Source organism: Paramesorhizobium salinisoli, from assembly GCF_003335045.1.
Lineage (GTDB): Bacteria > Pseudomonadota > Alphaproteobacteria > Rhizobiales > Rhizobiaceae > Paramesorhizobium > Paramesorhizobium salinisoli.
Map to the genome: position 1 here is coordinate 77,106 of NZ_QOZG01000010.1, position 12,461 is coordinate 89,566.

The following is a 12,461-nucleotide window of genomic DNA, read 5'->3' on the forward strand; positions in this document are numbered from 1 at the left end:
GAAGCGGAATTACGCAAATGACCGGAGGTTGATGGGATGAAACAGGGGTCGTATGTGGCCTATGTCGGTGCAAGAACGACGAAGGCCCGCAAGGCCCGGGGCAACGGGCTGAACGTCTACGCTTTCGATGCTCGGACAGTCGGATGGCGGCATCTTCAGCTGGTGGAACTCGAAAATCCCTCCTTCCTGACCTTCGACCGGACACAGCAGTTCCTCTACACCATTCATGGCGATCTCGACCGGGTCAGCGCCTTCCGGATCGCGCCCGACGGCACCCTCGCATTTCTCGGGACACAGTGTACTGAGGGCAAAAATCCGGTTCATCTGGCGATCGATCCGAGCAACCGGTTCATGATCGTCGCCAATCACGCGACATCGACATTGGCGCTCCTGCCACGCCATGATGACGGTTCGCTTGGAGCTGTGATCGACCTCGTTACGATTGAGGGGCAGACGGGCCCGCATCGTGTCGAGCAGCCGTTCGCCAAGCCTCACCAGGTCGAGTTTGACCCGAGCGGCAAATGGATCGTCGTTCCGGACAAAGGCATCGACAAAGTTCTCGTCTACCGGATCGACGAGCAATCCGGCAAGCTGGTTCAAGCTTTCTCATGTGATGCACGGGAGGGCGCTGGGCCGCGTCACGTCGCGTTTTCCCCCGGAGGCACGCTCGCCTACGTCATCAATGAGCTGAATTCCACCGTAACCGGCTATCGTTTCGAACCCAAAGACGGTTCTCTTACACCCTTCCAGATCCTGCCGGTGCTGCTGGATACATTCACCGGCAACAGCCGAGCGGCGGAAATCGCCGTATCGAACGACGGTCGCTTCGTCTACGCATCCAATCGGGGAAGCGATACCATTGCGGTGTTCGAAGTTGACGCAGAAGGAAAGTTGACACCCGTCGCTTCGACCGCAACAGGCGGCAGAACGCCGAGGTTCTTCGGGCTTTTTTGCCAAGGCGAGTTGCTGCTCGCCGCCAATGAGGATAGCGACACCATCACAACCTTCAAAATCGACCAAAATTCCGGCCGGATCGAGCAGCTCGAACCGGCGCTCTCTGTCGGCAGCCCGGTCTGCATCTTGATGAAGCAGGCGCCGGTTAGACCAGCGGCGCCTTGATCCGGCCCGCTCCCATGATGTGGGTATAGAGAAAAGCGGCAGCCTCCGTCCGGCGGCCGGCCTCGATGAGATCGAGGATGTGCAGATGTTCGCTCGTTTGCTGCGGCAGGCGGCTGCGCTCCATGGTGACGTGATATTCGATCAGCCGTCTCAGCCGGTTAATCCGCCGGATGGAGTCGAGAAAAAACTCATTCTGCGAGCAGGCGACGAGCATCTCATGGAACTCGTTGTTCGCCTTGAAGATGTCCGCGCGGGACCAGCTTTCATAACCTCCGTTCGCCAGCGCGGTCTGCACGGCGCGGGCCTTTCTGAATTTTTCCTCGTCCGGGCGGAAGGACGGCAACAGCATCGCCTGCTGTTCGATCACGGCGCGAAAGACATAGCCTTCCTCGTAACTCTTGCGCGATGTGAGCGTTTCGCGAAACGCCCAGCCATTTCCCGGAAGGCGCTCGACCCAGCCTTCTTCCGCTATGCGATGGAGCACTTTCAGGAGCCGGCTCCGGGGCACGTCGTAAAGACGCATCAACTCATTTTCGCTGACGCGCTCCTCAAGCCTGCCCGCCAGCCGATCCTCGGCCAGCCGGAAGTAAAGCGCGTCGTCTTCCTCGCCCTGCGCAGGTGCGGTCGGTTCGGCCGTATCGACATTGGCCGCGTCCACACGAAGGAAATAGCCCCGGTTGGGTTCCGCGCTCACGATGCCCATTTCCTCGAGCTTCTTCAGCGCCGCGTTCACGGGAGCGCGCGAGACGCGGAAGGCATCTGCCAGCATCTGACAGGGCAGATGCTGGCCAGCGCGCATCTCGTTCGCCTTCACATATTCGAGAATGCTTGCGGTGATCTGGGGGGATACGCTTTGTCTTGCCATGGTTCGCCGTGTGAATCTCTGCCCGAGCGCGGTGCCAATTATACACCGGCCATGCCGCGCGCAAAGGCGATATCCCCCACCCGCTGCTCAATCCTCATCTTGGCGGAATTTCGCCAGCCCCTTGAACATGAACGGCGCGACCAGAGCGACCGTGGCGACGGCAATCATGATCGCCGAGCTCGGATGCTGGAGAAAGACCATCGGATCTCCGAGGCTCATCTGGAGGGAGCGCCTGAGCGCGCTGTCGGCCAGCGGGCCGAGGATGAGGCCGACGACAGCGGGCGCGACGGGATAGTCATAGCGCCGCATCAGGAAGCCGATCACGCCAAATCCGGCCAGCAGCAGAAGCTCGATCACGGAAGGATTGGCGGCCATCGTGCCCATGGAGGCAAAGACCAGGATACCGCCGTAAAGCCAGGGCAACGGTATGGCCAGCAGCTTCACCCACAGGCCGATGAGCGGAAGGTTGAGCACAAGCAGCATAACATTGGCGATGAAAAGGCTCGCGACAAGTCCCCAGACGAGACCGGCATGCTGCGTGAAAAGCAATGGACCGGGCTGGATATTATATTGCTGGAAGCCGGCAAGCATGACCGCCGCCGTCGCCGAAGTCGGCAATCCGAGCGTGAGGAGCGGAACGAGGGTTCCCGCCGCCGATGCATTGTTCGCCGCCTCCGGACCAGCGACGCCCTCGATCGCGCCGGTGCCGAATTCCTCCGGCTTGCGGCTCAGCTTCCGTTCCATCGTATAGCTCAGGAATGTCGGGATTTCCGCCCCGCCGGCAGGCAGCGCGCCGATTGGGAAACCGATTATCGTGCCACGCAGCCAGGGCTTCCACGAGCGCGCCCAATCCTCTCTCGTCATCCAGATCGAACCTTTGACCGGAAGCGGCTTTTCCGGCTTGGACGCATGGCGCGACGCCATATAGAGCGCCTCGCCGATGGCGAAGAGCCCTACCGCCAGCGTCGTCACCTCGACCCCGTCCAGAAGCTGCGGGACGCCGAAGGTCAGGCGCGCTTGCCCGGTCAGCTGATCGAGTCCGATGAGTCCCAGCCAGAGGCCGAAGCCGAGGCTCGTCAAGCCACGCAACGGCGAAGCGCCAAACGTCGCCGAAACCGTGACAAAGGCGATCAGCATCAGGCCGAAATAGTCCCAGGGAGCGAATTTCACGGCGACTTTCACCAGCAGCGGCGCGAGGAAGGCGAGCCCCGCCGTAGCGATCAAAGCGGCAACGAAGGAGCCGATTGCGGCTGTTGCAAGCGCGGGACCTCCCCTGCCTGCGCGGGCCATCCTGTTGCCCTCCAGCGCGGTAACGACGGAAGCGCTCTCTCCCGGCGTATTCAACAGGATCGCGGTGGTCGATCCGCCATACATGCCGCCGTAATAGATTCCGGCGAACATGATGAGCGAGCCGCCGGGATCGAGCTTGAAGGTGACCGGCAGCAGCAGCGCGACCGTCAGGGCTGGCCCGATGCCCGGCAGGACACCGACGGCGGTGCCGATGAGCACGCCGATGGCTGCGAAGACCAGATTGGCCGGTTGGATCGCCAGGGAGAACCCTTCGATCAGAAGATGTATCGCATCCATGGATCAGCCCAGCAGCCGCTCCAAAGGCCCTTGCGGCAATGCAAGGCTCAGGAGCTTGTTGAAGAAAAGGAAGACGATGATGCCGATGACCCCACCGGCAAGGAAGTCGGCCAGGAGCGCCCTGCGCCCGAAGGCGCGCGCGGTGAACGTGAAGAGTAAAGTGGCTCCCAGAACGAAGCCGGCATGGAGCCAGACCGAGCCAATCAATCCCGTCAGCGCAAGCGCGATCCAGCCGATTGCCCTCCAGTCGCAATCTTCCGTCGGCCCGGCAGATATCCTGAAGGCGCTGAGCAGATGCCCCAGGCCGAGCGCCACGAAGAACAGGCAGATAAAATAGGAAGCCGCATTCGCGCTCATCCCATATGTCGCGCGAACCGCCATGCGGCTGGCATCCCCATAGGTTACCGCCGCTACTGCGAACAGAGCCATCGCGATGACGGCCGCCGGACGGTTCGTCAGTTTCAAACTTTTGTCAGACATGGAATCCCCAAGGTTGGCATGGGAAAGGCCAGGGGCCCTCCCATTACCGCCGTCACTTCGCGAGCCCGATGGATGTCAGGATCGACCGGACCCGATCCGTTTCCGATGCGATGAAGGTCTTGAACTCATCTGCCGGCGCATAATAGTCCGCCCATCCCCGCGCCTTGATCAGATCCTTCCATTCCTTTGATTGGACGGTGTTGCCGACCGCGGATTTCAGCGCTTCCAGATCAGCGCCCTTGACATCAGGATCGGCGAATATACCCCGCCAGTTGACGAGCTCGATATCGAGCCCTTGCGCTTTCAGTGGTTTCGCCTCGATGCCGTCGATGGGCTCCGGATAGGAGATGGCGAGCGCGCGCAGATCACCCGACTCGATCTGACCCTGCCACTCGCCGTAACCAGAAACACCCGCCGTGGCCTGCCCGCCCAGCATGGCGGCCAGCGCTTCGCCACCACCCGAATAAGCGATATAATTGACTTTGCTGGGGTCGGCGCCGGCAGCCTTGGTCACCAAGGCCGCGAGAATGTGATCGGCCCCGCCTGCTGATCCGCCGACCCAGATGGCCGTCGCGACGTCCTTCTTGATCGTTGCGAGCAAGTCATCGATCGTCTTGATCGGCGAGTCCTTGGGCACGACGATGACCAGAGGATCGCCGGTGAGCCGGGCGATAGGCGTTACCTGCGTCAGATCGACAGGAGAATTGTTGGAAATGCTCGCGCCGACCAGGGTTATCCCCGCCAGCAGCAACTGATCGGAAGCCCCATTGGCGTTGCCGACGAACTGGGCAAGGCCCACCGTGCCGCCCGCGCCGGGGACATTGATCACCTGGACGCTTTTCGCCTGGCCGGTCGCCATCATGACCTCCTGCAGCGAGCGCGCCGCCGAATCCCATCCGCCGCCGGCACCGGCAGGCGCCATGATGGTAAGTTCCAGCTCGGAAGCCGCCAAAGGCGCGGTCTGGAACATGATGCCCGTGAGAGCCGCCACGCAAAAAGCGGATTTAAGAAATTGTCGCATTCGAATTGATCCTCCCCAATGACAAACGGCGATCCTCCATCGCCGCCTCTAAACTGCATTAAATAGATATAAAATGCAATATAAGATTCCAAATGTTGCGACAGGTCGCCGATTGGCGAACGCCGCGACATCCAAATGCCACCTCTGATTGCTCTCAGCTGAATCTCTGTGGTGGACAGCGGGCGGTACGGACGTTGCGCGTTCCGTTTACGAAAAGACCCTAGCGCCCTCGCCTGCCGCCAGGCGCGTCGCGAGGCGTTCAAGCGGCGCGCCGTTCTGTTCCGCGAGCGCCAATATCCAGGCGCCCTGCAACAGCGCCAGAAGATGCTCCCCGACACCGCGCGCGTCGTTTACACCCAGCCGATCCGCATGGCCCGCAAGGCAGGCGCTCCAGCCGGACATCACCGTCTTAGCGACCCGGCGCAATTCCGGCTCATCGGACGCGGCCTGCAGCACGCTCATCACTGGACAGGCAAGCACCCCGTCCGGCTGAACGGCCAGCCCGATTATCGCGCGGCAAGTACGGACCGCCCCTTCTCGGAAATCGGCGGCATCGGCGAAGGCGTCGTTCACCAACTCTTCCACCACCCCCCCCGCCGAGAGCGTCGCGGCCCTAGCCAGCTCGGATTTGCCGCCGGGAAAATGATGATAGAGCGAGCCTTTGGGCAAACCGGAGACAGCCAGGATTTCGGCAAGCCCAACGCCGTCATAGCCCTTCCGGCGGAACAGGCTTGCAGCGGCTCGCACGAGGCGATCACGGGCGGGAACAGCGGTCATGGCCCTCTGTACAATGTCTAGACCGAACGGTCTAGCTATAGTATTAGACCAACTGGTCTAGCGAGAGGGAGGTTGCAATGGAACAGGATTCGGAAGCACGGCAGGTGACTATCGAAGCGCAAGGGGCCCAGCTTCAAGGTCTTTACTACGAGCCCTCGGGCGCGCCACGCGCGCATCTCGTCCTGCATGGCGCGACCGGTGTCCCGCAGCGCTACTACCGGTCCTTTGCGATCTGGGCCGCAGAACGGGGCGTCGGTGTCCTCACCTATGATTATCGCGACTTCGGCAGGTCGGCCTATCGCGCCATGCGAAAGAGCGATGCAACTTTAGTCGACTGGGCCGTCCGCGATCAGGCCGCAGCAGAACGCACCCTTGCGGAGCTAGCCGCGGAGGGGTCTTTATGGATGATCGGCCACTCGCTCGGCGGGCTGGGCTTTCCGTTCCGCCGCTTCGACGCGCGGTTTGAGAAAATCACCACCATCGGTGCCGGGTTTGCGCATTTCAGCGACCATCCGTGGAGCTATCGACCGAAAGCCCTCGCGTTCTGGTTTCTGGTCGGCCCCATCGGAACCGCGCTCGCCAATTATCTTCCCGGACGGAGATTGCTCTTGGGCGAAGACCTGCCGGCGGGCGTTTACTGGCAATGGCGCAAATGGTGCATCAGCCGGGATTTCTTTAAAAGCGACATCGGCGTGAGCCTGTCCGAACCGGATTTCGGTGCCGATGGACCGCAACTGCGCATGCTGACCATGGCAGATGACGTAGTCGTACCGCCCGTCGCGGTAAAACGCTTTGCGAACGCCTTTCCCAAAGGACGGGTGGATTACCGGATGCTGCAGCCTGCGGATTACGGTTTGTCGTCCCTCGGCCACATAGAAGTTTTCTCCAGACGCAACGCGCTGGTCTGGCTGACTCTACTGGAACGCTGATTCACCCGTTCAGCGGCCCGCGTTAGCATCTCTGCCTACATCGCTGTTGCATACTTCCACTGAGCACTTCTTATAACAGTGGAAGAAAAGTGGAATACCCTGCGTAACTGTCCGGTTTTCAGGTGATGCTAATGCGATATTGAACGACGATATGGCAGACGCAAAATGCAAAAAAGCCGCCTGAAGGCGACCAATGCTATGTTAAATTGAAATAACGAGCGATTTATGTCTGAACTGGTTGCGGGGGCCTGCGCCCATCTTTACTTGCGATCATCGCCATCATCCTGTGCTCAACTAAAATCTCTTCCTGCCGGCGACCGTAGCGGCCTATTTCGTACTGCTGCGTAAAAATCTGGCGATGGATACTCATCGAGAGAAAGCAGAATAAACTCTCACCCAAAGGGCCCATTGGCACTTGTATGGGGATGTTTTTGTCAACAGTCTTTCATGCATCCATTCATGGCCCTCGTTGATTGCAGGCCTGGTCGATTCATGACGAGGAGCGCTGGCCCACATGAGCGAAGCTTGGGACTGCGATCGTGCCGGACGCCGATGCCGAGGGGAGCCTGCCAGGTGCGAGACAATGCTCTCGCGTACTTGTTTGCGGCGGGTGCTGAGACCCGTACCATGATGCAGTAATGCGCATCGCGAGCAAGGCTCCGGGGCGGCGGGACCATTCTTAATCACGGTGAAAAGCCCATGTGCCAAGCCGGTACGCCACCGCCTCGGATCGTTGGGAGCCTGGCGCGATTGGCACTCTGGGCTCCGATAGTTTAGTATTTCCTTCTTTGTTACGCAGCCGTACGCAATGCGACGCCCTGCGGGATCTCGCCCATGGTGGCCATGCGCCAGAGCCCGATGAGCAGACGCCGCGCCACAGCTACGATCATGGTCTTGCGGGTGCCTCCGCGACCATCCTCGGTCCGCTTCTGAAACCATTGCGCCAAAGCGCTATCCTTCTGGAATCGAAGAAACCGCCAGGCGAGCTGGATCATCCCACGCCGCACCCGAGCATTGCCGGTTCTTGCCAGACCTCACTCGCGCCGTCGCGCGCCGCTTTCATCTGGAGAGCCGATGAGACCGGCATAGCGCGCGACCGCCTTTCGATCCCGAAGGTTGCGGGATAAGACCTCGTGCACGAGCATATCCGCAGTCTCGACGCCGACGCCGATGACGCTCGAGATCAGGCGAACCATCGCGTGAGGTCCCTTTTCGGCAGCCGCGGCCGTCTCCAGCTTGCGCAGAAAGGCGGCGCTCGCGCGCCTGGGAATCCGTGGGTCAATCCGACGTTCGCGGCTACGTCTGGTGCGTGAGCAGATCAAGGCCATCGAGCAGGAACGTGGTCCGGATCCACCGAAAAAGCAAGAAAGTGGAACAGTCTTCTTCATTTTCTGGCTCAGCTAATTTCGGAGAACGCCGAAACTGGCTACGACACGGCGCCATTGGCCGATGACGATTTAGGGCTACTGGGATGGCAGACATTTCATACCCTTCGGGAGATGGGAGTAGCCATTCCTCAAGATTTCCCGAAGGAATTAGAGTTTGATTATAATGTACGGTTTTTCGAAAAAGATGAAGATGATGAAAAAAGAATAGAAGCTCTCGAAGAGCATACTTTCACTTCGCTCATTAGAGCGATCTACCATGCCCTCAACGATGTGTATGGTTTCTAGGCAGCCTACGTAGACGAACTGATTATGGACGAAGATCTCGATCTTTTCGATTCTCCAGCCGGAAATATTGAGCCATGCCTTATGGATCTCGCTGCGTCCAAGATAGAGGTAGATCCGGCGTTCGCTCCTAAATTTAATGAGTTTCGACATCGTACACGAAAGGAATACCGGAGCTGGTTAAATCTTGTTAAACATAAGGCAATCCGAGCAGGCGCCCCTCTTCGAGCGGAACTGTTAGACTTGGTTTATTTTCCCCATGAGGATCTAGGGCGCATGGCAGAACTTGAAAGTCTCGGGCGGAATTCCGTTCGTCTACACCCAGATATTTACATGAACGAACTTTTGTGTGGTATGCGCGCCATTAACAAAATCATGCCTATAATACTGGAAAAGTTAGGAGTATCTGAAGAGATCAGCATTGACTCCGCTGTTTTTACGCTCGAGAGAGTAGATTAATATGCCGGGCATGATCGACATTGTCAGGATGACAATGCAAGCTAGATTCGGTTGCCCATTAGGAAGACCACCTGATCGTTCTTGGAATTTTGAAGTTGGACCGCATCATCGGACCGATAAGGTCGCTCATTTGCTGGCGCGGCAGTTGCTGACTATGAGGTGAGCTCGGCTCGTGAAGGATTTCAGCTGTCGGGCAAAGGATCTGTCCCCTCACTGAGGATCGCAAGATAGCGTCGGTAGCTGAACACCCGCCCCCGCTTGCGCCCGGTGATCTCTTCAACAATGCCCATCTTCTCCAGGTCGGCCAAGGCCGCATTGACTGTCGGCGCCGACAAGCCCGTCTGCTGGACAAGCTGGTTGGAGGTCAGGAACGGGTTTTGCTGAAAGAGGTCGTGGATGCGGAGTGCCGAGCCTGCACGGTCACTTTCGTTCGTGATCCGCTCGCGATCTTCCTTGAAGAGGTCGACAATCCGGGTGGCCGCCTCGAAAGCCTGGTTCGCCGTTTCGGCTACACCCGCCAAGAAGAAGTCGAGCCAAGCCTCCCAATTGCCGTTTTCTCGCACCTCCTGGAGCAGACGATAGTAGTCGGCACGATGCGTCTTCAAGAACAGACTGAGATAGAGCAGCGGCTTGCGGAGCACCCCGTTGACGCAAAGATACAGTGTCACCAGAAGGCGGCCGATACGGCCGTTCCCATCAAGGAACGGGTGGATGGTCTCGAACTGGACATGCAGCAGTCCGGCCTTGATCAGCGCCGGCAATTGCGATCCGTCTTCGTGAATGAAACGCTCCAGAGCATCCAGGCAGGCATCGAGTTCGGTGACGGGCGGTGGCACATAGAGCGCATTGCCGGGACGTGAGCCACCGATCCAGTTCTGCGAACGGCGGAAATCACCCGGGCTTTTGGTGCCGCCGCGTCCGCTTTGCAGCAGCCGAGCATGCATCTCGCGGATCAGGCGCAACGACAATGGCAGCTCTTCCAGCCGTTCCAGCCCGTACATCATCGCATCAACGTAGTTCGACACTTCGCGGATGTCGTCGATCGGCTCCCCGGTCTGGGCCTGGTTCTCGAAGCGCAGAAGATCAGTCAGTGTGGATTGCGTCCCCTCGATCTGGGACGAGAGCACCGCCTCCTTGCGCACATACATATAGAGGAAGAGTTCCTGGCGTGGCAGCAGCATGGTAATGCCATCCAGTCGCCCGAGCGCGCGCTCGGCGAGGCTCAGTCGTTCCAGAAGAGCCAGCACGTCGATCTGCGGCTTCGGCGGCAGAGGCGGCGGAACGAATGCGCGCACGATCTCGCCCGCGACAGGGGTTTCGACATATCGGCCAAGGCGCTGATCTGCGTCGGAATCGGTCATAGCGCCATCTTGGCAGGGTGGCGCTATTTAAACAATCCCATCGGCACTTAAATAACGGAGATGCTAACGTAAGCGCGCTTAAATAGGCTCGTCACTCTCGGCCTGCTCCATCAGAAGCATAAAGCCGTCCGATCGGCAGTGCCAGCGTATTGGCAAGGAGATTAGGCATCCGATGCGACGAATCGGATAGGACCGCGACCTTCGTCAAACGTCGTGGACAATCTTCATAGCCTACTCACATGCCTGACCTTCCGCATACCAAACTGCTTGCCCGCAAGATCTCCGATTTCTGCCGCCTCCGTGTCGATCCCGCATTGCCCCCGCGGGACAGCACACGGATCAAAGAATTTCTCCTCGGTCTGATCGCCCAGTCGCAAATGCCGCCTCGCAAGGTGCGCGGCTACGATTGGAACGAAATCGCCCTTCAATGTGGCCTCGACAGGGACGCTATTCGGGGCGCGAGGGCGGTGATTGAACCGGCTCTGGATGCGATTGTACGGAACACTCAAAGTCCGGCTGATCGCCCTTCGGCCAAGATCCGAAAGGCTCGCGATTCCGAGCCACGTCCGCGACACGGCCGTCCTCCGCGGCAGCCTAAAGAAAAGCCGGGCACTGCCCTGCGAATTGGCCCTAGGGAGCAATCGGAGCCAAGACCTGCGTCGACACGGCAGAAGCCCGGCGCCAAACCTCGCATCATCGAGGAATTTCCTAAGCCTTTATTTGAGGAGTGGCTCGACCCGTGGCTCGACCCGCCAACCCTCCGGGAGGCGCTGGATCTGCACATGCGCCGCCATGGCGACAGCTATTGGCACCTACACCGCGCCGTCGTTCGCGAAGACGAAAAGCTCGACCAGGCGGATACCGTTTCACGCATCGCCGAGTACTTTTGGTCGCATTATCGCAGCGACGCGTATTGCAGCACATACGTCATCGACTTTCTTGTGAAGGCCGGTCGCATCTCCGATATCTTCACCGTGCTCGACGCGGATGGACATGTCGCGGCAGTCGGAGATCCGTTGCTACGGCGCGAGATTCAAATTCGGCGTCTGACTCTTGCACTCGCAACGTGCCGAGAAACTGGCGACACTGTCAAAGCAGTACAAACCATTCTCATTGGGGCTGAAGCCCAGCACGACGAAGGAGCCTTCTACGATCTCATTGACAAGGAAGTGGACCTTTCAGTCGAGTTTAGCGGCCCCTCACTGCTGCGGCGAACGCTTCCCGATCGCGACCGCGCTCCCAGTCACGGGTCGGTCCTCGCTCATTGTGCGCTGAGCGCCAGTTTGAAGGATGATCGCGTCGGTACGCTTCATTACCTTCGGATGTACGATGCTTGGGTCAGCAAGCGCCCGCGGCGCAAGGATGGAGAATTTCAGGGACGCCATGTCGAATGGAAAATTGAGGACCGTGACATAGCGGCCCTAGTCGAAGCGGTATTCCGCATTGCAGGAGTCGATGCGGCGATGCGCGACTTGCAGCGCCGGAGGCCGCCTGAGGTTAGGCTGCGCGTCGGGCTTGATGTTGTGTCTCGTCTCATCGCTGACGGTCACGGCCAGGCCCTTCTCGATTTCGCGGCGGCGACATCCCCGCTAGGACCGTGGCGTTTGCTGATCACGGTTCAGCTCGCCTTGTCCGGTCATGACATCGATCATGCGCAACTCACGCGCGACGTCGGCAAGTTGTGCGCGAAGTTTATCCCGTCTCACGAACTGGGCATCTCTGTGAGGAAAAGGTTAGCGTATCCCAACGCCGCAATCGCATGTTGAAAATCATAGAGATCGTTTGCGCGAAGTTTGCGTCCCTTGTTCCACCGAAGCGACGCATGCAAGCTCGCATATATGTGGATGGACGGCAGTTCATCACGCGCCTTTCCCTTCTCTAGCGCGGCAGCAATCAGGTTCTTGAACATCGACAGCGTAGACGCGCGTTGCTCAGATGTTGGATGGTCAAGCGCGATGTCTTGAGCGTGTGCAATTGCCATCAAGATGTCTGGTATCGCATCACACGTAACGTCGACGACGCCGCGTACTTCGGCTGAGTAGGCTTGCTGAAAACGGCGCGGAATGTTGGCTCTGACGCAATCTCGGTGACATCAGGTCGCTCCGAGGATACGTGCCTCGAGCAAATCGAGTTTGCCACGCCCGTACATTTGGCGCTTGATGAGCTTAAGCTTGGTGATTTGTCCCTCTGTCT

General features: G+C 59.2%; 11 protein-coding genes and 1 pseudogene. 5 read left to right on the forward strand and 7 right to left on the reverse strand.

Going from position 1 to position 12,461, the window contains the following annotated elements; genetic code table 11:
- Positions 1–36: 36 nt before the first annotated feature.
- Positions 37–1,119, forward strand: a complete 1,083-nt coding sequence (locus DUT91_RS20475) for a lactonase family protein (RefSeq protein WP_114442345.1) — start codon at positions 37–39, stop codon at positions 1,117–1,119.
- Here the strand turns inward: DUT91_RS20475 and DUT91_RS20480 are convergent.
- From DUT91_RS20480 to DUT91_RS20500, 5 genes are all read right to left on the reverse strand, one after another.
- Entirely contained in the window at positions 1,100–1,984 is an 885-nt protein-coding gene (locus DUT91_RS20480) for a GntR family transcriptional regulator (protein ID WP_114442346.1), read from the reverse strand. The two genes, DUT91_RS20475 and DUT91_RS20480, sit on opposite strands and share 20 nt — an antisense overlap.
- 87 nt (positions 1,985–2,071) lie before the next feature.
- Positions 2,072–3,571, reverse strand: coding sequence for a tripartite tricarboxylate transporter permease (locus tag DUT91_RS20485; protein ID WP_114442347.1), 1,500 nt, complete (start codon positions 3,569–3,571; stop codon positions 2,072–2,074).
- A gap of 3 nt (positions 3,572–3,574) precedes the next feature.
- A complete protein-coding gene (locus DUT91_RS20490; protein ID WP_114442348.1) occupies positions 3,575–4,051 on the reverse strand; it encodes a tripartite tricarboxylate transporter TctB family protein in 477 nt (158 codons plus the stop codon).
- A 52-nt stretch (positions 4,052–4,103) separates the two neighbouring features.
- On the reverse strand, positions 4,104–5,072 hold the full coding sequence (locus DUT91_RS20495; RefSeq protein WP_114442349.1) for a Bug family tripartite tricarboxylate transporter substrate binding protein: 969 nt from the start codon (positions 5,070–5,072) through the stop codon (positions 4,104–4,106).
- A 207-nt stretch (positions 5,073–5,279) separates the two neighbouring features.
- The gene (locus DUT91_RS20500; RefSeq protein WP_114442350.1) at positions 5,280–5,849 is read right to left on the reverse strand and encodes a TetR/AcrR family transcriptional regulator; all 570 of its coding nucleotides are present in this window, start codon (positions 5,847–5,849) and stop codon (positions 5,280–5,282) included.
- A 77-nt stretch (positions 5,850–5,926) separates the two neighbouring features.
- On the opposite strand from DUT91_RS20500, the gene DUT91_RS20505 reads away from it, so the two are divergent.
- Positions 5,927–6,778 (forward strand): alpha/beta hydrolase family protein, encoded by an 852-nt coding sequence (locus tag DUT91_RS20505; protein WP_114442351.1) that lies wholly within the window; start codon positions 5,927–5,929, stop codon positions 6,776–6,778.
- A gap of 791 nt (positions 6,779–7,569) precedes the next feature.
- Here the strand turns inward: DUT91_RS20505 and DUT91_RS27540 are convergent.
- Positions 7,570–7,995: pseudogene (locus DUT91_RS27540) on the reverse strand (transposase); the annotation flags it as partial.
- Positions 7,996–8,220: 225 nt separating this feature from the next.
- Between DUT91_RS27540 and DUT91_RS25575 the strand changes: the two are divergent.
- Both DUT91_RS25575 and DUT91_RS25580 read left to right on the forward strand, forming a co-directional pair.
- Positions 8,221–8,451: a hypothetical protein gene (locus DUT91_RS25575; protein WP_147272224.1), complete on the forward strand. Its 231-nt coding sequence runs from the start codon at positions 8,221–8,223 to the stop codon at positions 8,449–8,451.
- A gap of 24 nt (positions 8,452–8,475) precedes the next feature.
- Positions 8,476–8,907, forward strand: a complete 432-nt coding sequence (locus tag DUT91_RS25580; protein ID WP_147272225.1) for a hypothetical protein — start codon at positions 8,476–8,478, stop codon at positions 8,905–8,907.
- 182 nt (positions 8,908–9,089) lie between these two features.
- Here DUT91_RS25580 and DUT91_RS20530 read toward each other — a convergent pair whose 3' ends face one another.
- Positions 9,090–10,268, reverse strand: a complete 1,179-nt coding sequence (locus tag DUT91_RS20530; RefSeq protein WP_114442355.1) for a Fic family protein — start codon at positions 10,266–10,268, stop codon at positions 9,090–9,092.
- 239 nt (positions 10,269–10,507) lie between these two features.
- On the opposite strand from DUT91_RS20530, the gene DUT91_RS20535 reads away from it, so the two are divergent.
- Positions 10,508–12,034 (forward strand): hypothetical protein, encoded by a 1,527-nt coding sequence (locus DUT91_RS20535; RefSeq protein ID WP_114442356.1) that lies wholly within the window; start codon positions 10,508–10,510, stop codon positions 12,032–12,034.
- Positions 12,035–12,461 lie beyond the last annotated feature (427 nt).

Bases quoted from the DNA above. Each gene is read 5' to 3' on its own strand.
- DUT91_RS20475 (WP_114442345.1), top strand. From the start codon at position 37: ATGAAACAGGGGTCGTATGTGGCCTATGTCGGTGCAAGAACGACGAAG.
- DUT91_RS20480 (WP_114442346.1), bottom strand. From the start codon at position 1,984: ATGGCAAGACAAAGCGTATCCCCCCAGATCACCGCAAGCATTCTCGAA.
- DUT91_RS20485 (WP_114442347.1), bottom strand. From the start codon at position 3,571: ATGGATGCGATACATCTTCTGATCGAAGGGTTCTCCCTGGCGATCCAA.
- DUT91_RS20490 (WP_114442348.1), bottom strand. From the start codon at position 4,051: ATGTCTGACAAAAGTTTGAAACTGACGAACCGTCCGGCGGCCGTCATC.
- DUT91_RS20495 (WP_114442349.1), bottom strand. From the start codon at position 5,072: ATGCGACAATTTCTTAAATCCGCTTTTTGCGTGGCGGCTCTCACGGGC.
- DUT91_RS20500 (WP_114442350.1), bottom strand. From the start codon at position 5,849: ATGACCGCTGTTCCCGCCCGTGATCGCCTCGTGCGAGCCGCTGCAAGC.
- DUT91_RS20505 (WP_114442351.1), top strand. From the start codon at position 5,927: ATGGAACAGGATTCGGAAGCACGGCAGGTGACTATCGAAGCGCAAGGG.
- DUT91_RS25580 (WP_147272225.1), top strand. From the start codon at position 8,476: ATGGACGAAGATCTCGATCTTTTCGATTCTCCAGCCGGAAATATTGAG.
- DUT91_RS20530 (WP_114442355.1), bottom strand. From the start codon at position 10,268: ATGACCGATTCCGACGCAGATCAGCGCCTTGGCCGATATGTCGAAACC.
- DUT91_RS20535 (WP_114442356.1), top strand. From the start codon at position 10,508: ATGCCTGACCTTCCGCATACCAAACTGCTTGCCCGCAAGATCTCCGAT.